This is a genomic window from Streptococcus sp. A69, from assembly GCF_058556195.1.
The window spans coordinates 1-16,702 of record NZ_JBZUJU010000005.1; the positions used below are offsets into that span (position 1 = coordinate 1).

Consider the following 16,702-nt stretch of genomic DNA (forward strand, 5'->3'; position numbering starts at 1 on the left):
TGGAAGGTGGTTAAGATCAGTCTTAAATTTGAATTTATGTAACTGACGAATGACTGTCGAAGTGGAGACAGATAAACTTTCGGAGATAGCTGTCATAGGGACTTTCTCAATCAATTTTTGAGTGATTTTCTGTTTGACGATGGTTGCGATCTGGTGATTCTTCTTGACTAAGGAAGTCTCCGCGACGGCTATTTTTCCACAGTCTTTACAGCGGAAACGGCGTTTTCTCAATCGAATGAGAGTCTTGTAGCCAGCACATTCGAGGTAGGGGATTTTGGATTCTATTTGAAAGTCATATTTAGCCATTTGTCCTTGACAGTTGAGACATTTAGAGGCAGGATAATCGAGCTTAGCAATGACTTCTTTATTCGTTCCAGTATCAAGATAATCTAAGATAATAATATTTTTGTCATTAATTCCAAGTATGTTTGTGATAAAATTTAATTGTTCCATAAGATTCTTTCTAATGAGGGTTTGGTCACTTTTTCATTATAGGTCTTATGGGCCTTTTTTCTACAACAAAATAGACTCCATAATTCCTACAGTGGTTTTACCCACTACAGAAATTATAGAGCCTGAAACCAACGTTTCTGGGCTTTTTTCCTGCTTAAACTATTCTTCTGGATAAATTTTGTCTGATTGAGAAAAGATTAGAAAATATCTTTTGATTTAATACTTGTATTCTCTTTTTTAATGTGATATAATTATAACGTAGAGGTGAGATATTTATAACAAATGCTACGGTCACCAATCCTTTCTCACAAGAAAATCTGCCATTAGGCACAAGCCTAAAAATTTTACTGTTCAATGTGAACTATTTCTAACAAAGGAGGAACACATCATGTTTAAATCACAAAAAATAGGGCTCATCATTTCGACACTGATGACCAATATTTCCATTATTAGCTACGTTTTTCTAGCTACAAACCTCAGTCTTTTGGCTAAAATATTGATTAGCCTTACACCAATTATCGGTAGTGCCATTGGATTTTCTGCCTTCTACTTTAAAGACAGGAAAGAAGAATAAGATGAAACACATCAAAAAATGGTTAATTTGGACTTGGTTACCTGTTATGCTACTACTGTGGCTATTAACTCCGCCAAGTAATTCCCCCTGGATAAAACACACTGTTTTTCTAGTCACGATTACCATGCAAGGACTTATTTTCTGGCTTGTTTCCAAGGCACAATCTCAAGCAGACGAGGGAAAGTATTTTGGACTGACAGAGAAGTTATATGGTATGACCTTATTTACCGCTATGGCCATTTACACTAAAGGTATCTGGATAATCACACCAGCTACTAGTCCTATCTGGCTGAAACACCTTTTTCTAGGTTCTGGCTTGTTTGTCCTCATTCTTTGCTTTCTCTATTTTGCATTAAAAAAAGTTGATGAACAAGCAGACGAGCGTTTCTATATGAACTTGGCAAAGGCAGCCTGCACAACCCTGGTACTGATAGTTCTATCTCTGATAGTGTTGAGCATAGTAACATTTTTCCTTCCCTTCACCCTAAGAACAGGCATGGTTTTGATTTTTACTGCATCCATGATTGTGTTTTTTGACCTGTTTTTCCTCATATTTGAAAAGAGGGGGTAGATATGGGAAAAATTCTAACAAACTTAAAAGGCATCCGAGAAGACGCCCGCATGACCCAGCAAGAATTGGCGGATAAGATTGGTGTACGACGGGAAACTATTCTCCACTTGGAGAATAATCGATATAACCCTTCACTTGAAATGGCGCTTAAAATCGCACGTGTCTTTGGCATGTCCGTTGAAGATATTTTCCGCTTAAATGAAGAGGTCTAGTCATGAAAAATCAAATTTGTACCCACTGTGGTGCTGACCAATTTGTCGTAAAAAAACAACTGAAAGGTTATGCAGGATTAGTCAGTGAAGAGGCTAAATTCGTTTCAGGAGGTATTGCCCTCTATCATGAAATTTGTCAAAATTGTGGTACTGTTCGTAGAAGTTTTGTGAAGGATGTTGAGAAATTATAAGCGATTATAATTGTGGTTTTAAATATGCTAAAAAGGCCTAGAAAATCGGCTCTTTGTCAACTGTAGTGGGTTGATAAAAAGTTACAACCTAGAGAGGACCAAATTGGTTCTCTCCTTTTTGATATTCAAAGCGATGAGAATTCTCGTTTTAAAATTTTCAAAGTCCCGAAAACCAAAGGCATTGCGCTTGATGAGTTTGATGAGGTTGTTAGTAGCTTCTAGTTTTGCGTCGGAATAGGGTAATTGAAGAGCGTTGACGATTTTCTCTTTGTTCTTTAGAAAGGTTTTAAAGACAGTATGAAAGAGAGGATGAACCTGCTTTAGATTGTCCTCAATAAGTCCGAAAAATTTCTCAGGCTCCTTGTTCTGAAAGTGAAAAAGCAAGAGCTGATAGACATTATAGTGGTGTTTCAAGTCTTCTGAATAGCTCAAAAGCTTGTCTAGAATTTCTTTATTCGTCAAGTGCATACGAAAAGTAGGGCGATAAAATCGCTTATCACTCAATGTACGGTTATCCTGCTAGATGATCTTCCAGTAGCGCTTGATAGCCTTGTATTCATGAGATTTTCGCTCAAATTGATTCATAATTTGGACATGCACACGATTCATAGCACGGCTTAAGTGTTGGAGTAAAACAGTCCAGTGAACTGTTTTAGCCTGAGTTTAGAAGTATAATAACGAAGGGTGAAAGCGATCCAGAACGATTTTAGCATTTGGGAGTGAAACAGTCTGGGAGACTGTTTCAGCCTGAGCCTAGAAATTCGAAAGCGAAGTTGTCTAGCTAAGTCATAATAAGGACTAAACCGATCCATCGTAATGATTTTCACCTGGCAACGGACACTTCTATCGTATCGAAGAAAGTAATTTCGGATGATAGTTTGTGTCCTGCCTTCAAGGACAGTGATGATATCGAGCTTTTTAAAATCTTACGCAATGAAACTTATCTTCATCTCCCGATTGAAACAGTCACTCCCCTGACTGTTTCAACATCCCAAGACATAATCTCAGGAAGACGAGAAAAATCATGTTTAAAGTGAAAGTCATTAAGCTTTCGAATAACAGTTGAAGTTGAGATGGAAAGTTGATGGGCAATGTCGGTCATAGAAGTTTTTTCAATCGACTTTTGAGCAATTTTTTGGTTGATAATACGAGGAATTTGATGATTCTTCTTGACGAGAGAAGTCTCAGCGACCGCTATTTTCGAGCAATGATGGCACTTGAAACGACGCTTTTCATAAATTCTAGTAGGCATACGGCCGTTTCGAGGTAAGGGATCTTAGACGGTTTTTGAAAATCATATTTCTTCATTTGATTTCCGCAATCAGAACAAGATAGAGCCTCGTAGTCCAGTTTGGCGATGATTTCCTTGTGGGTATCTCTATTAACAACATCCATAATTTGGATATTAGGGTCTTTGATATCGAGTAGTTTTGTGATAAAATGTAATGGTTCCATATGATTCTTTCTAATGAGTTGTTTTGTCGCTTTTCATTATAGGTCATGTGGAACTTTTTTTCTGCAACAAAATAGGCTCCATAATATCTATAGGGGATTTACCCACTACAAATATTATGGAGCCTAAAAAACTATAGAACACTTCTTAACTGTGAAGGGGGATAAAAAAATTCCCTGCAAATTGAAATTGCAAGGAACTTTTGTTAATGGTAATGAACAAGCCAGATGGAATACTTTCTCCCAAGCCAGAGAGCAAAGAGGAGATTAATGATGACAATGCCTGAACTGACCAGTGAAAACAGGAAAAATTCACTAGTCGAAACCTGCCACAAATGTACGATGTCTGTAATCAAATAAGCACTGACAGGAAAACAGAGGATAGAAGTAATCAGAGCAGGAATATACTTGCGAAGAAGGATTGATTGTCCGATATGGAGCAAGAGATGAAGCGCAAAGGCTGCAAATCCCCCTAACCAAACTAGTTCGAGCGCTCTAGATTGAGTAACATATGCTAAGAAAGTGATGGATAAGACAAGGATGAATTCCTCAAAAACAGCAAGGGCAAATCCCTCTGTTGTCATTTCTTTGTGGATTTTGAGAATAGCTGGAGCCTTTTGAGCCAGCAAGGTTTCGTTGAGATGAATCCAAGGGACAAGACCGATAATTTCTTCCATATCGTGAAAGATAAAAAGTAGAGGAAACATCCAAAGATAAAATGCCATAAATCTCTCCTGAAAAACTATAGATCGCTCGCCAATCAAGCAAAAAACGCCCAGTAAGGCGTTTTGAGTTAGGTATGCTTATTTCACTTCTGTAAACACGACGTGTTTGCGAAGTTTTGGTGAGTATTTCTTCAATTGAAGACGGTCTGGAGTGTTACGTTTGTTTTTAGAAGTAAGGTACAAGCGTTCACCAGATTCTTTGTGTTCAAGTGTAATATTTACGCGCATGGTATCTCCCTTCTATTATTCAGCTGATGCAGCTTTAGCGATTTTACGTCCTTTGTAGTATCCTTTAAGTGATACACGGTGAGAACGTGAGTAATCTCCAGTAGTTTCGTCAAAGTTTACAGATGGAGCTGTTACTTTGTAGTGTGTACGACGTTTGTTTTTCTTCGCTTTTGACGTGCGACGTGCAGGTACTGCCATTTTGATTTCTCCTTTAGGTATTTAAATTCGATTCAATCTACTGATTTTCATCAACCATACTAGGATAACACATTTTTTTTGTAAAGTAAAGTTACTTGACAAAAAAAGATGAAAAAATTAGAAGTTGTTAATCGGAATTTTCTGAAAATTCAAGAATTTTATTCTGTTCTTCATGCGAAAATTGTGCTATAATGGTAAAAACTGAAATGGGAGGGATAAGATGACAGAATTAGATAAACGTCACCGCAGTAGCATTTATGACAGTATGGTAAAATCACCAAACCGTGCCATGCTTCGTGCGACTGGTATGACAGATAAGGACTTTGAAACACCGATTGTGGGAGTGATTTCAACTTGGGCGGAAAATACACCATGTAACATTCACTTGCATGATTTCGGGAAACTGGCTAAAGAAGGTGTCAAATCTGCAGGCGCTTGGCCTGTACAGTTTGGAACCATTACCGTAGCAGACGGGATTGCCATGGGAACGCCTGGTATGCGTTTCTCTCTAACATCTCGTGATATCATCGCGGACTCCATCGAGGCGGCTATGGGTGGGCACAATGTGGATGCCTTTGTTGCTATCGGTGGCTGTGATAAGAACATGCCTGGTTCTATGATTGCCATTGCCAACATGGACATTCCAGCTATTTTCGCCTATGGGGGAACTATTGCACCGGGAAATCTTGATGGAAAAGACATCGATTTGGTTTCTGTCTTTGAGGGAATCGGAAAATGGAATCACGGTGACATGACGGCTGAGGACGTGAAACGTCTTGAATGTAATGCCTGCCCTGGCCCTGGTGGTTGTGGTGGTATGTACACAGCTAATACCATGGCGACTGCTATCGAAGTTCTAGGGATGAGTTTGCCAGGATCATCCTCTCACCCAGCTGAATCAGCTGACAAGAAAGAAGATATCGAAGCAGCAGGACGTGCTGTTGTCAAGATGCTGGAGCTTGGTCTCAAACCATCAGATATCTTGACTCGTGAAGCTTTTGAAGATGCCATTACAGTAACCATGGCTCTCGGTGGGTCAACCAATGCCACTCTTCACTTGCTTGCCATTGCCCATGCTGCCAATGTTGACTTGTCACTTGAGGACTTCAATACGATCCAAGAACGTGTGCCTCACTTGGCTGACTTGAAACCTTCGGGTCAGTATGTCTTCCAAGACCTCTACGAAGTTGGTGGTGTCCCTGCGGTTATGAAGTACTTGCTGGCAAATGGTTTCCTTCACGGAGACCGTATCACATGTACTGGTAAGACAGTTGCTGAAAACTTGGCTGACTTTGCAGACCTTACACCAGGTCAAAAAGTCATCATGCCACTGGAAAATCCAAAACGTGCAGATGGACCATTGATTATCTTGAACGGGAACCTTGCCCCTGATGGTGCGGTTGCTAAAGTATCAGGTGTGAAGGTGCGCCGTCACGTTGGACCAGCTAAGGTCTTTGACTCAGAAGAAGATGCTATTCAGGCCGTTCTGACAGATGAAATTGTTGATGGCGATGTTGTCGTTGTTCGTTTCGTTGGACCGAAGGGTGGTCCTGGTATGCCTGAGATGCTGTCCCTTTCATCCATGATTGTTGGGAAAGGTCAAGGAGACAAGGTTGCCCTCTTGACAGATGGCCGTTTCTCAGGTGGTACTTATGGTCTGGTTGTTGGACATGTCGCTCCTGAAGCTCAGGATGGTGGACCGATTGCTTATCTCCGTACAGGCGATATCGTTACGGTCGACCAAGATACCAAAGAAATTTCCATGGCCGTATCCGAAGAAGAACTTGAAAAACGTAAGGCAGAAACAACCTTGCCACCACTTTACAGCCGTGGTGTCCTCGGTAAATACGCCCATATCGTATCATCCGCTTCTCGTGGAGCCGTGACAGACTTCTGGAATATGGACAAGTCAGGTAAAAAATAAACTCAAAAAGCAAGCCATTTTCGGCTTGCTTCTTTTCATCTTCAAAAGTAATTTACCTGCTTATACTCGATAAAAATCAAAGAGCAAACTAGAAAGCTAGGCGCAGGTTGCTCAAAGCACAGCTTTGAGGTTGGAGATAAAGCTGACGTGGTTTGAAGAGATTTTTGAAGAGTATTAACGAGGTGGCAGTCCAAGGGCGATACGGCCGTAGCGACTAATTCGTGTAATCTTCCAAGCGGGAGACCAGGTAACTTCAACCTTGACATCTTCGATACCCTCGATTTGTTTTAGACCTGCGACGATTTCGATAGGCAAACTTTCTGCGCAATCGCAGGCAGTGTCGGTGAAGGTCATGACAATCTTGCAGAGACCTGTTTCGTCCAGATTGATTTCATAAATCAGCCCTAGATTGTACACATCCAATTCCACATCTGTATCAAAAACCTTCTCTAGTTTTTCGATAATTTGGTCTTGTAAGGCCAAAGCGCGGTCATTGATTTTGATATCGTCTCTCATAACAGTCCCTCCACGTGATAAATATCCTCTATTTTCTCATAATTCTGACAATTTAGCAAGTTTTTGATGAATTTTCTGAAAATACTCTCTTGAGATTTTCTACTCTCACTGTTTTAATACCTCTATTTATGGTAAAATAAGACTATTAAGTTTAAAGAGGATTCCCTATGAAATTACAAAAACCAAAAGGAACGCAGGATATTTTACCTGCTGAATCTGCCAAGTGGCAGTACGTTGAGGGCTTTGCCCGTGAAATTTTCAAGCGCTATAACTATGCGGAAGTGCGTACGCCTATTTTTGAGCATTACGAGGTCATCAGTCGCTCTGTCGGAGATACAACGGATATCGTAACCAAGGAAATGTACGATTTTTATGACAAGGGTGACCGCCATATCACTCTTCGTCCAGAAGGAACTGCGCCCGTTGTCCGTTCTTATGTGGAAAATAAACTTTTCGCCCCAGAAGTGCAAAAGCCAAGTAAGTTCTACTACATGGGTCCAATGTTCCGTTATGAGCGTCCGCAAGCAGGTCGTTTGCGCCAGTTCCACCAGATCGGTGTTGAGTGTTTTGGCTCTAGCAATCCAGCTACCGATGTGGAAACCATCGCTATGGCAGCTCATTTCTTGAAAGAAATCGGTATCCAAGGTGTCAAACTACACCTCAACACTCTGGGAAATCCTGAGAGCCGTGCAGCCTATCGTCAAGCCTTGATCGACTATTTGACACCGCTCAAGGAGACCTTGTCTAAGGACAGCCAACGTCGTTTGGAGGAAAATCCTCTTCGTGTCTTGGACTCTAAGGAAAAAGAAGACAAGGTGGCAGTAGAGAATGCTCCGTCTATCTTGGATTTCCTTGATGAAGAAAGCCAAGCTCACTTTGATGCTGTGCGTCAGATGTTGGAAAATCTTGGAGTAGATTACATCATCGATACCAATATGGTGCGTGGTCTGGACTACTACAACCACACGATTTTCGAGTTTATCACTGAAATCGAGGGCAATGACTTGACAGTCTGTGCAGGAGGTCGCTACGATGGCTTGGTTTCCTACTTTGGTGGCCCTGAGACTGCTGGATTTGGTTTTGGACTTGGTGTAGAGCGTCTGCTCCTCATCCTTGAAAAGCAAGGTGTGACTCTCCCTATCGAGAACGCTCTAGATGTCTATATCGCAGTCTTGGGTGAAGACGCAAATGTCAAGGCCTTGGAGTTGGTACAGGCTCTTCGCCAACAAGGATTCAAAGCAGAGCGTGATTACCTCAACCGTAAACTCAAAGCTCAGTTCAAGTCCGCCGATGTCTTTGCGGCTAAGGCCCTCATCACTCTAGGAGAGAGCGAAGTCGAAAGCGGACAAGTGACAGTCAAGAACAACCAAACTCGAGAAGAAGTTCAAGTGTCACTTGAGACAATCAGCCAAAACTTCTCAGAAATCTTTGAAAAATTAGGCTTTTAATAGTATTTAAAACTGGTCAGGATCTTATTCCTGACCTTTTTCTTTTGCAAAATGACAAAAATCATAAACTTTTTGACAAATATTATTGTCAAAAAGAAAAAGATGTGTTACAATGAAATCAAATTAAGAGAAAAGGAGAAAGGAATGCTAAAAAATCGTTTAAAAGAGCTTCGGGCTCGCGATGGTCTCAATCAGACCGAACTTGCCAAGCTAGCAGGGGTCTCCAGGCAGACCATTAGCCTACTAGAACGGGACGAATACACCCCGTCCATTGTGATTGCCCTGAAGATTTCACAGATATTCCATGAGCCAGTCGAGTCGGTATTTCGGATTGAGGAGGATGAGGAATGAATAAGTATAAAGTGATTTATTATCTATCTATAGTTGTGTTTATCGTTAATCTTTTGGCTATGATCGGAAGCCTATTTGGTTGGTTTACAATTGTTGAAAGTAAATATCTCTTCTGGATTAACATAGTTTTACTATTAGTCTTTAGATGGATAGAGAGAAAAATAAAATTCAAAAAGATTGAAAAAGGAGAAAAGTCATGAGAGAGTTTTTAGCAGGTTTTCAAATCGATACTGAGCACAAAGAACTTGCCGGTGTCTGTGCAGGTTTAGGAAATTATTTTAATATCAAGACTAACGTCATCCGTTTAGTAGTAATTTTGCTGTTTCTTTCGTCAACAGAGTTTGGGATTTTAACAGTCATCCTATATGCTTATCTAGCAGGCTGGCTTGGGAGAGATCCTTTAGGAGAAGGGGCGAAAAAAGCAAGAAATCAAGCTATTCTCTTATTTGCTGTTTGTTTGATTTTAGTATCACTTGGGACAGAGGGTTTGACAGCAATTTATGAATCAGGTAAAGCCTTTGGTCAGTGGTTAGTTGGATTGGTTTAGAAAGAGGATGAATATGAAAAAGAAAAGAATTTTATACTTCTTAGCGATTGGTGTTTTAGGCTATTTTACAGGTATGCTTACGGGTCGTGCCTGGGCATTGGGCACAAGTTTTAATCTGAATACTCTAGTTCCTTGGATTTCAGCTTCCTGTTTATTGATAGCTTTTATTAGCATTTTTTTAACTATCTATTTCTTAAAAAAGAGTCGGAAATTCCATGCTTTATATCAAATGGAACTAGATGACGATGTGAATGAAACTTATTATGTGCAAATGTATCGAAATCTCGAGTTTGGTACGATTGCTTTTAACATTGTGTCAGTTATGACTATATTAGCTTTATTCATCTCTATGAATGAAGTGATGATACTCCATACAAGTTCTATCGTTCTAGGACTTTCTGTTCCAGCTCTTATTTTAGCAGCAGTACTTCAAAAATATCTTTTCAAGACGATTTCGATTGTTCGTCAGTTTGATTTGGCGTTTTTCTCTACACCAAAGGATGTCTTAGATTATATAAATTCTTATGATGAAGGAGAGCGTCAGGCTAATTTGGAACAGAGTTTTCGAATTTTATTCCAATTAAACCAATATGTTTTACCAGGTTTGTATATTTTGATTGATATTGTTTCTGTACTTACAGGAGAAATTCAGTTATTAGCCCTCTTAGCTGTAGCTCTAGTTCATATCTATATCAATTTAATGCAGTTACCTATGGTAAAACGCTATTTCAAATAAAGGAGTCATTCATGAAATTACTTAAAAATCTTGGCTGGTTTCTGCTAGCTGTTCTATCCTTTTTCTTTGGTTATGGTCTGGTTCAGAGTATGGCGCTGTCAGCTCTTGAACTAGGGGCTTCAATCTATGGAGTCTTGCCACTTTATATCGCCCTGTCGGGGGCCTATGTTTATGGAGTTTACAAGTGGTATCAGACAGAAAAGGTTAGCATCCAGACGACTGCTTTTAACCGTTATATCTGGTTGCCAACCCTGGTTTTGCTAGTGGCGATTACAGCCCAGTTCTTTTTGCCGGATGATCCGTCAGTCAATCAACAAATCGTATCTCAACTGACAGTTGCTCAGCCTGTCTTTGGTTTCTTTATGGTGGTAGTCTTTGCTCCTCTGACGGAAGAACTCATCTTTAGAGGGATGCTGGCGCGCTATCTCTTTCCTAAGCAGAACAACAGCAAACAGACAGCTCTGTTTCTCCTCGTATCAAGTGTGCTTTTTGCCTTGATTCATTTTCCAGGGACTTTGCAACAGTTTTTAGTTTATGCTAGTCTGGGATTGAGTTTGGGACTGGCTTATGTAAGCCGAAAAGGTCTTCTTTACAGCATTTCTCTCCACGCTTTGAATAATTTAATCGGCTTTTTGATGATACTCATGCTATAATAGAGTCAGGAGGTCACATGAAACGAGTAATTTTATTAGCAGTGATACAGGCGGTCGTTCTCTTCTTTATCATCGGGGCACTTGCCTATGCCTTTAAAGGCGATTTCTTTTACAACTATCTAGCGGTTGTCTTTGCGCCTATTGCAGGTGTCTTGCGTTTTGCTTCGGCTTATGCGACGGAGATTGTTCTACCTAAAAAGGCAGCTGAGATTGCTGAAAAGCGTAAAAAAGGTTAAGAATCATAATCAGAGAATCCGATGACGTTTTCATCGGATTTTTTGTCTGTTCGTTTTGATTTCTAAAGGCAATCAAACTTTTCTGCTGATTTTCATGAAGTGCCTGCGCTTTTATGGTAAAATAGTAACAGAATAAAAGAGGAGAGAAAACATGAAACGTAGTATGTATGCTGGTCGTGTTCGTGAGGAACACATCGGACAAGAAATGACTTTGAAAGGATGGGTTGGCCGTCGTCGTGACCTTGGTGGTTTGATCTTTATCGACCTTCGTGACCGTGAAGGAATCATGCAGTTGGTTATCAACCCTGAAAAAGTATCTGCAGAGGTTATGGCAACAGCAGAAAGCCTTCGTAGCGAATTTGTTATCGAGGTGACGGGTCAGGTTGCTGCACGCGAGCAAGCAAATGATAAATTGGCAACGGGAGCAGTTGAGCTGAATGTAACAGCCCTTACGGTTCTTAATACAGCAAAAACAACACCTTTTGAGATTAAGGATGGCATTGAGGCCAATGATGATACGCGTCTCCGCTACCGTTACCTTGATCTTCGCCGTCCAGAGATGTTGGAAAACCTCAAACTTCGTGCTAAAGTAACCCACTCTATCCGCAATTACTTGGATGAGTTGGAATTTATCGATGTGGAAACACCCTTCCTTTCTAAGTCTACACCAGAAGGGGCGCGTGACTATTTGGTGCCATCTCGTGTCAATAAAGGGCATTTCTACGCTCTTCCTCAAAGTCCACAGATTACCAAGCAACTTTTGATGAATGCTGGTTTTGACCGTTACTACCAAATCGTTAAATGTTTCCGTGACGAAGACTTGCGTGGTGACCGTCAGCCCGAGTTTACCCAGGTCGACTTGGAAACTTCCTTCCTTAGTGAGCAAGAAATCCAAGATATTACAGAAGGCTTGATTGCGCGCGTGATGAAAGAAACCAAAGGCATCGAAGTAACGCTTCCATTTCCTCGTATGAAATACGATGATGCTATGGCTCTTTACGGTTCTGACAAACCAGATACTCGTTTTGATATGTTGCTTCAGGATTTGACAGAAGTTGTCAAGGGTGTTGATTTCAAAGTCTTCTCAGAAGCACCTGCCGTTAAAGCCATTGTGGTCAAAGGGGCTGCGGACAACTATTCACGTAAAGACATTGACAAGATGACTGAAGTAGCCAAACAATATGGTGCCAAAGGTCTTGCTTGGGTCAAGGTTGTTGATGGAGAATTAAATGGACCAGTTGCTAAGTTCTTGACTAGTATCCAAGCAGAATTGACAACAGCGCTTGGTCTTGAAGATAAGGACTTGGTTCTCTTTGTGGCGGATACGCTTGAAGTAGCGAATGCAACCCTTGGTGCCCTTCGTGGCCGTATTGCTAAAGAGCTTGGCTTGATTGATAACGATAAATTCAATTTCCTTTGGGTAGTTGACTGGCCAATGTTTGAATGGTCTGAAGAAGAAGGTCGCTACATGAGCGCCCATCATCCATTTACCCTTCCTCAAGCAGATACTGCTCATGAGCTTGAAGGTGATTTGGCTAAGGTTCGTGCTATTGCTTACGATATCGTCTTGAACGGTTATGAGCTTGGTGGTGGTAGTCTTCGTATCAACCAAAAAGACCTTCAAGAACGCATGTTCAAGGCTCTTGGTTTCTCAGCTGAAGAAGCCAATGACCAGTTCGGCTTCCTTCTTGAAGCCATGGACTATGGTTTCCCACCACACGGTGGTTTGGCGATCGGTCTTGACCGTTTTGTGATGCTCTTAGCAGGAGAAGAAAATATCCGTGAAGTCATTGCCTTCCCTAAAAACAACAAGGCAACCGACCCAATGACACAAGCTCCATCAACAGTCGCTCTCAAACAACTAGAGGAACTCAGCTTACAAGTAGAAGAAGATGAAACAAGCAAAACGAATTAAGCGGTGGCGCTATTATCTGCGCCGCTTTGCTTATCAGATAAAAATCTTACGAGTTTTACAAAGTATCTCTCGGGAAAAATATGATGAGAAAGTATCGGCTTCTCTGGTATATGGCTTTTTGTCAGCAGTAGCGGTCAATTTCTTTTTTCAACCAGGGCACGTTTACTCCAGTGGTGCAACAGGTTTGGCACAGATTATCTCTGCCTTGAGCAATCACTGGTTCGGTTTTTACATTCCGATATCGCTAACCTTTTATGCTATCAATTTTCCATTGATGATTTTGGCTTGGTATCAGATCGGGCATAAGTTTACTGTCTTTACCTTTATCACGGTATCCATGAGTTCCCTCTTTATCCAGCTTGTGCCAGTTGTGACCTTGACAGAGGATCCTATCATCAATGCCCTTTTTGGGGGTGTTGTCATGGGCTTGGGGATCGGTTTTGCACTCCGTAACAATATTTCTAGCGGTGGTACAGATATTGTCAGTCTGACCATTCGAAAGAAAACAGGGAGAAATGTCGGCAGTATTTCTTTCTTGGTAAATGGGACGATTATGCTGATAGCAGGTTTGACCTTTGGTTGGAAATACGCCCTTTACTCCATGATTACGATTTTTGTATCGAGCCGTGTGACAGACGCAGTCTTTACCAAGCAAAAACGTATGCAGGCCATGATTGTAACCAATAACCCTGACAAGGTAATCGCAAAAATTCATAAAAAATTGCACCGCGGAGCAACTATGATCCACGATGCAGAAGGAACCTATAATCATGAGAGAAAAGCAGTCTTGATTACGGTTATCACGCGAGCAGAGTTTAATGATTTTAAACATATCATGAAACAGGTCGATCCGACAGCCTTTGTCTCTGTATCTGAAAATGTCCACATCCTAGGACGATTCGTAGAAACAGACAATTAATAATACTCAAAAGACCAGCCTTGGGGCTGGTCTTTATTTTTCGATAATTTTGTGTCCAATCAACTGGCGATAACAAATCTGTTTATTGTTTTTAGCATCGTTGATGATCTGGAGAATGGTTTCAAAGGACACACGTCCAAGTTCTAGACTATTGATATCGACATAAGCTACGAGATCGAGTCGAGGATTGACAGAGTCGAAACTCAAGACAGGAACATTTAATTGATGTTTACTGATGTAGTCACAAACCCCTTCTGCTAGGAGACTGTCGGTGGTGATGATAGCATCAATCTGCGGATCGTGGTTAAATAGGAGTTCACTGAATTGATAACCTTTTTCTTCTAGAAATTCAGTCGCAAAGTAGGTTAAGTTGGTATCAATCGGAAGTTGGTGTTGTTTGAGTGCGGATTCATAGCCAGTTAGACGATCTTGCGTTACGAAGAGTCGCTTTGTACCCCCGATGAAGGCAATTCGTTTGCATCCTTTTTTGATGAAATACTCTGTCGCATCAAAGCCCGCCTGTACATTGTCATTATCAACAAGAGGGATAAAGGGTGAAGTGGATTTTCCGAGAATGAGGAAAGGGAACTGCTCATCAGCTACTAGCTTGACCAGAGGGTCTCCTTCTTCAGCGTAGAGGAAAATCAAACCGTCAACGCGCTTACCATAAACCATCTGAGAAATAGCATTGAGACGTTCTTTTTCATCTTTCCCCGTTGCAATCTGAATAGCGTAGTGATTTTCAGATGCGACTTGGGCGATCCCTCGTAGAACAGATGGGAAGAAAGGATTTTGGTAAAAGGCATCCGAGTCGTCAGGCAATACCAAACCGATAACTTGAGTATAGCTGCTAACTAGGCTACGAGCATTGAGATTGGGATGGTAGTTGAGCTCCTTCATTGCCTTGCGAACTCGTTTTTTAGTTTCATCACTAATCGTTGATTTATTTTGAATGACGCGGGTAACAGTGGAAGGTGAGACACCTGCTGCTTTAGCCACATCTTTAATCGTCACGGGCATAAAAATCTCCTATTTATGATAATCTGGATCACGGTAATGTGTTTTATAAAAGATGGTGACCAGATAAAGAACAAAAAGAATGTTTTGTACAGTGATAAGGGTTGTCATATTTTGGCCAAAAAGTCCCAAAATAAGCGTAATCAGAGTGGGTAATCCTAAACAGTTCAAGATAAAGTGGTAGCACTCTTTAAAGGTCCTAAATGAAAAGAGACGTGATTTTTTGGTGATATAAAGGAGAAGACTAGCTCCAAGAGAGACAATAAAGAAATTTAATCCAAAGAGGAAGCTAGCACCAAGGACGAGAAAGAGACTGATATAGACACGGTTCTGTTGGTACCAGTCTTTAGAAATAGCCTGGGTTAAAGCTTCCTTACTCTGGAAGCTCTCCGTTTGAATGGCGTGGTAGCGAATGCGGGTCAGTTCCTTGCTTTCCTTACTGATGATGAGTTCTTCGGTATCAAAATGAAGTTGCAAATCCTTTGGCAATTCCTTACTTGGACTTGGACCAATCAGAAGAGAAGGCTGCTGATTCTTAGTGCCTGAGTAGTTCAGCTTTCCATCAACGATTTGTGCATTCTCTGATAAGTCCATGATTGCTTCATCTGTCAGTGGAGTATAGACATTATCGATAAAGGTTTCCAGCGGATAAGTCTCCTGGGAACTGTTTTGGATGGCAATTGGAATCATGGACAAGCTGATGAGGAAAATGCTAGTAAAGAGGAGTTGAAACCAGTTGAGTCCAAAACGTTTTGACAGGGGCTTACGAAATCCCCAAATACTTGAAAAAGATGAAAATGGATATGGAAGCATTTGTATCTTTCTAAAAGGTGTTTTCTATATGAGTATTATTATATAGAGAAATGTGCTTTATTTCAAGTCTAGTAGATAAATTGCTTACTGAAAAGCTGATTTTGCTACTATTTGCGGTCTTGTGTCTAATCTTTCAACTTTAGAAACAAGATCAAAATGAAAAAGGGTGGCGGGGATAAATTATCCCTTGTCGCCACCACTTGTAAGTCCTGAAACAAAGTTCTTTTGTAGGAAGAAGAAGAGAATACAGATTGGAAGGGCGATGAGGATAGCACCTGCTGAGAAGTAGGCAATCTTCAAGTTTTTCACATTGCTGACAAAGGTCTGTAGACCAACGGCAACTGTAAAGTATTCTTTCTCACGAAGCAAGAAACTAGAGAGGATATAGTCTCCGAAAGGTCCCATGAAGGCCCAGAGCGCTTGTACTGCAACCATTGGGCGAACGAGTGGGAGAACAATTTGCCAGAAGCGACGGAAGTGTCCTGCACCATCTAGTTTTGCTGATTCATCAAGAGACATCGGTACGGTGTCGAAGTAACCTTTCATCAACCAAGCGTTCATTGGGATACCACCACCGACATATAGGAAGATGAGGAACCAGCTTTGGTTAAGGGCATTCAACATAAGGGCCATAACGAAGAAGGCTGTCAAAGCGGCCATTGTTGGCACCATTTGGATGATCAAGAAGAAGACCAAACTTTGTTTACGAGCCAAGAAGTTGTAACGGCTGTAGGCATAACCAGCAAGTACGATGATACTTGTTTGAACAACCATGGTAATCAAGGCGATAATCAAAGTGTTGAGGTACCAAGTGCCGTACAAGGTTTCAGTGAAGAGCCCTTGGAAGTTGGCAAAGCTAAAGTCGACGTTAGCATCTAGTTTAAAAGCTACGACGTTACCAGTCTTGAAGGCTGACATAATAGTAATCAAAAGTGGATAGATAATCACGATTGAAAGACCAATCAAGTAGAGGTAAGTGAGGGTTTGAGTCAGTCTACGTTTGAGTTTGATTGAGTTATTCAT

Annotated in this window: 22 protein-coding genes and 1 pseudogene; 14 read left to right on the forward strand and 9 right to left on the reverse strand. The window is 41.0% G+C overall.

Going from position 1 to position 16,702, the window contains the following annotated elements; translation table 11 throughout:
• A partial coding sequence (locus AC4ME5_RS08555) for a transposase family protein (protein WP_491800484.1) occupies positions 1–453 on the reverse strand: 453 nt, incomplete at its 3' end.
• A gap of 388 nt (positions 454–841) precedes the next feature.
• Between AC4ME5_RS08555 and AC4ME5_RS08560 the strand changes: the two genes are divergently transcribed.
• From AC4ME5_RS08560 to AC4ME5_RS08575, 4 genes are read left to right on the forward strand one after another with little or no spacing between them, the layout of a single operon-like run.
• Positions 842–1,027, forward strand: coding sequence for a hypothetical protein (locus AC4ME5_RS08560; RefSeq protein ID WP_045618084.1), 186 nt, complete (start codon positions 842–844; stop codon positions 1,025–1,027).
• Position 1,028: 1 nt separating this feature from the next.
• On the forward strand, positions 1,029–1,598 hold the full coding sequence (locus AC4ME5_RS08565) for a hypothetical protein (protein WP_045618082.1): 570 nt from the start codon (positions 1,029–1,031) through the stop codon (positions 1,596–1,598).
• Between the two features lie 2 nt (positions 1,599–1,600).
• Positions 1,601–1,810 (forward strand): helix-turn-helix transcriptional regulator, encoded by a 210-nt coding sequence (locus tag AC4ME5_RS08570; protein WP_045618080.1) that lies wholly within the window; start codon positions 1,601–1,603, stop codon positions 1,808–1,810.
• A 2-nt stretch (positions 1,811–1,812) separates the two neighbouring features.
• Positions 1,813–2,001, forward strand: a complete 189-nt coding sequence (locus AC4ME5_RS08575; protein ID WP_045618078.1) for a hypothetical protein — start codon at positions 1,813–1,815, stop codon at positions 1,999–2,001.
• An 81-nt stretch (positions 2,002–2,082) separates the two neighbouring features.
• On the opposite strand, the pseudogene AC4ME5_RS08580 reads toward AC4ME5_RS08575, so the two are convergent.
• The 4 genes and pseudogenes from AC4ME5_RS08580 to rpmF all read right to left on the reverse strand — a co-directional run bounded on the left by AC4ME5_RS08580 (position 2,083) and on the right by rpmF (position 4,604).
• Positions 2,083–3,456, reverse strand: a pseudogene (locus AC4ME5_RS08580) (ISL3 family transposase).
• 203 nt (positions 3,457–3,659) lie between these two features.
• Complete coding sequence (locus AC4ME5_RS08585; RefSeq protein WP_491800509.1) at positions 3,660–4,178, reverse strand: HXXEE domain-containing protein; 519 nt, start codon at positions 4,176–4,178, stop codon at positions 3,660–3,662.
• A 78-nt stretch (positions 4,179–4,256) separates the two neighbouring features.
• Positions 4,257–4,406: a 50S ribosomal protein L33 gene (rpmG, locus tag AC4ME5_RS08590; protein ID WP_001265622.1), complete on the reverse strand. Its 150-nt coding sequence runs from the start codon at positions 4,404–4,406 to the stop codon at positions 4,257–4,259.
• Positions 4,407–4,421: 15 nt separating this feature from the next.
• Entirely contained in the window at positions 4,422–4,604 is a 183-nt protein-coding gene (rpmF, locus tag AC4ME5_RS08595) for a 50S ribosomal protein L32 (protein WP_000290417.1), read from the reverse strand.
• 220 nt (positions 4,605–4,824) lie between these two features.
• Between rpmF and ilvD the strand changes: the two genes are divergently transcribed.
• Positions 4,825–6,528 (forward strand): dihydroxy-acid dehydratase, encoded by a 1,704-nt coding sequence (ilvD, locus tag AC4ME5_RS08600; RefSeq protein ID WP_491800510.1) that lies wholly within the window; start codon positions 4,825–4,827, stop codon positions 6,526–6,528.
• A 174-nt stretch (positions 6,529–6,702) separates the two neighbouring features.
• On the opposite strand, the gene AC4ME5_RS08605 is transcribed toward ilvD, so the two are convergent.
• Positions 6,703–7,044 carry a metal-sulfur cluster assembly factor gene (locus tag AC4ME5_RS08605; RefSeq protein WP_001204052.1) on the reverse strand — a complete coding sequence of 114 codons (342 nt, stop codon included), beginning with the start codon at positions 7,042–7,044 and terminating at the stop codon, positions 6,703–6,705.
• Between the two features lie 167 nt (positions 7,045–7,211).
• Between AC4ME5_RS08605 and hisS the strand changes: the two genes are divergently transcribed.
• The 9 genes from hisS to AC4ME5_RS08650 all read left to right on the forward strand — a co-directional run bounded on the left by hisS (position 7,212) and on the right by AC4ME5_RS08650 (position 13,849).
• The gene (gene hisS, locus AC4ME5_RS08610) at positions 7,212–8,492 is read left to right on the forward strand and encodes a histidine--tRNA ligase (RefSeq protein ID WP_491800511.1); all 1,281 of its coding nucleotides are present in this window, start codon (positions 7,212–7,214) and stop codon (positions 8,490–8,492) included.
• A gap of 144 nt (positions 8,493–8,636) precedes the next feature.
• Positions 8,637–8,843, forward strand: a complete 207-nt coding sequence (locus AC4ME5_RS08615; RefSeq protein ID WP_491800534.1) for a helix-turn-helix transcriptional regulator — start codon at positions 8,637–8,639, stop codon at positions 8,841–8,843.
• Positions 8,840–9,043, forward strand: a complete 204-nt coding sequence (locus AC4ME5_RS08620) for a hypothetical protein (RefSeq protein ID WP_491800512.1) — start codon at positions 8,840–8,842, stop codon at positions 9,041–9,043. Before AC4ME5_RS08615 ends, AC4ME5_RS08620 begins: the two co-directional genes overlap by 4 nt.
• A complete protein-coding gene (locus AC4ME5_RS08625) occupies positions 9,040–9,390 on the forward strand; it encodes a PspC domain-containing protein (protein ID WP_491800513.1) in 351 nt (116 codons plus the stop codon). Before AC4ME5_RS08620 ends, AC4ME5_RS08625 begins: the two co-directional genes overlap by 4 nt.
• Before the next feature lie 13 nt (positions 9,391–9,403).
• The gene (locus AC4ME5_RS08630) at positions 9,404–10,126 is read left to right on the forward strand and encodes a DUF3169 family protein (protein WP_491800514.1); all 723 of its coding nucleotides are present in this window, start codon (positions 9,404–9,406) and stop codon (positions 10,124–10,126) included.
• A gap of 11 nt (positions 10,127–10,137) precedes the next feature.
• On the forward strand, positions 10,138–10,779 hold the full coding sequence (locus AC4ME5_RS08635) for a CPBP family intramembrane glutamic endopeptidase (RefSeq protein WP_491800515.1): 642 nt from the start codon (positions 10,138–10,140) through the stop codon (positions 10,777–10,779).
• 17 nt (positions 10,780–10,796) lie between these two features.
• Positions 10,797–11,015 carry a hypothetical protein gene (locus tag AC4ME5_RS08640; protein WP_000832176.1) on the forward strand — a complete coding sequence of 73 codons (219 nt, stop codon included), beginning with the start codon at positions 10,797–10,799 and terminating at the stop codon, positions 11,013–11,015.
• Positions 11,016–11,166: 151 nt separating this feature from the next.
• Positions 11,167–12,930, forward strand: coding sequence for an aspartate--tRNA ligase (aspS, locus tag AC4ME5_RS08645; RefSeq protein ID WP_491800516.1), 1,764 nt, complete (start codon positions 11,167–11,169; stop codon positions 12,928–12,930).
• Positions 12,908–13,849, forward strand: coding sequence for a YitT family protein (locus AC4ME5_RS08650; protein WP_268721828.1), 942 nt, complete (start codon positions 12,908–12,910; stop codon positions 13,847–13,849). Before aspS ends, AC4ME5_RS08650 begins: the two co-directional genes overlap by 23 nt.
• 33 nt (positions 13,850–13,882) lie before the next feature.
• On the opposite strand, the gene AC4ME5_RS08655 is transcribed toward AC4ME5_RS08650, so the two are convergent.
• The 3 genes from AC4ME5_RS08655 to AC4ME5_RS08665 form a co-directional block, all read right to left on the reverse strand.
• On the reverse strand, positions 13,883–14,869 hold the full coding sequence (locus tag AC4ME5_RS08655) for a LacI family DNA-binding transcriptional regulator (protein ID WP_491800517.1): 987 nt from the start codon (positions 14,867–14,869) through the stop codon (positions 13,883–13,885).
• A gap of 9 nt (positions 14,870–14,878) precedes the next feature.
• Positions 14,879–15,679 carry a DUF1189 domain-containing protein gene (locus tag AC4ME5_RS08660; protein WP_491800518.1) on the reverse strand — a complete coding sequence of 267 codons (801 nt, stop codon included), beginning with the start codon at positions 15,677–15,679 and terminating at the stop codon, positions 14,879–14,881.
• Between the two features lie 180 nt (positions 15,680–15,859).
• Positions 15,860–16,702: a sugar ABC transporter permease gene (locus AC4ME5_RS08665; protein ID WP_491800519.1), complete on the reverse strand. Its 843-nt coding sequence runs from the start codon at positions 16,700–16,702 to the stop codon at positions 15,860–15,862.

What these genes read in the sequence shown, in the direction of transcription:
- AC4ME5_RS08560 (WP_045618084.1), top strand. Translation starts at nt 842, where the DNA reads ATGTTTAAATCACAAAAAATAGGGCTCATCATTTCGACACTGATGACC.
- AC4ME5_RS08565 (WP_045618082.1), top strand. Translation starts at nt 1,029, where the DNA reads ATGAAACACATCAAAAAATGGTTAATTTGGACTTGGTTACCTGTTATG.
- AC4ME5_RS08570 (WP_045618080.1), top strand. Translation starts at nt 1,601, where the DNA reads ATGGGAAAAATTCTAACAAACTTAAAAGGCATCCGAGAAGACGCCCGC.
- AC4ME5_RS08575 (WP_045618078.1), top strand. Translation starts at nt 1,813, where the DNA reads ATGAAAAATCAAATTTGTACCCACTGTGGTGCTGACCAATTTGTCGTA.
- AC4ME5_RS08585 (WP_491800509.1), bottom strand. Translation starts at nt 4,178, where the DNA reads ATGGCATTTTATCTTTGGATGTTTCCTCTACTTTTTATCTTTCACGAT.
- rpmG (WP_001265622.1), bottom strand. Translation starts at nt 4,406, where the DNA reads ATGCGCGTAAATATTACACTTGAACACAAAGAATCTGGTGAACGCTTG.
- rpmF (WP_000290417.1), bottom strand. Translation starts at nt 4,604, where the DNA reads ATGGCAGTACCTGCACGTCGCACGTCAAAAGCGAAGAAAAACAAACGT.
- ilvD (WP_491800510.1), top strand. Translation starts at nt 4,825, where the DNA reads ATGACAGAATTAGATAAACGTCACCGCAGTAGCATTTATGACAGTATG.
- AC4ME5_RS08605 (WP_001204052.1), bottom strand. Translation starts at nt 7,044, where the DNA reads ATGAGAGACGATATCAAAATCAATGACCGCGCTTTGGCCTTACAAGAC.
- hisS (WP_491800511.1), top strand. Translation starts at nt 7,212, where the DNA reads ATGAAATTACAAAAACCAAAAGGAACGCAGGATATTTTACCTGCTGAA.
- AC4ME5_RS08615 (WP_491800534.1), top strand. Translation starts at nt 8,637, where the DNA reads ATGCTAAAAAATCGTTTAAAAGAGCTTCGGGCTCGCGATGGTCTCAAT.
- AC4ME5_RS08620 (WP_491800512.1), top strand. Translation starts at nt 8,840, where the DNA reads ATGAATAAGTATAAAGTGATTTATTATCTATCTATAGTTGTGTTTATC.
- AC4ME5_RS08625 (WP_491800513.1), top strand. Translation starts at nt 9,040, where the DNA reads ATGAGAGAGTTTTTAGCAGGTTTTCAAATCGATACTGAGCACAAAGAA.
- AC4ME5_RS08630 (WP_491800514.1), top strand. Translation starts at nt 9,404, where the DNA reads ATGAAAAAGAAAAGAATTTTATACTTCTTAGCGATTGGTGTTTTAGGC.
- AC4ME5_RS08635 (WP_491800515.1), top strand. Translation starts at nt 10,138, where the DNA reads ATGAAATTACTTAAAAATCTTGGCTGGTTTCTGCTAGCTGTTCTATCC.
- AC4ME5_RS08640 (WP_000832176.1), top strand. Translation starts at nt 10,797, where the DNA reads ATGAAACGAGTAATTTTATTAGCAGTGATACAGGCGGTCGTTCTCTTC.
- aspS (WP_491800516.1), top strand. Translation starts at nt 11,167, where the DNA reads ATGAAACGTAGTATGTATGCTGGTCGTGTTCGTGAGGAACACATCGGA.
- AC4ME5_RS08650 (WP_268721828.1), top strand. Translation starts at nt 12,908, where the DNA reads ATGAAACAAGCAAAACGAATTAAGCGGTGGCGCTATTATCTGCGCCGC.
- AC4ME5_RS08655 (WP_491800517.1), bottom strand. Translation starts at nt 14,869, where the DNA reads ATGCCCGTGACGATTAAAGATGTGGCTAAAGCAGCAGGTGTCTCACCT.
- AC4ME5_RS08660 (WP_491800518.1), bottom strand. Translation starts at nt 15,679, where the DNA reads ATGCTTCCATATCCATTTTCATCTTTTTCAAGTATTTGGGGATTTCGT.
- AC4ME5_RS08665 (WP_491800519.1), bottom strand. Translation starts at nt 16,702, where the DNA reads ATGAATAACTCAATCAAACTCAAACGTAGACTGACTCAAACCCTCACT.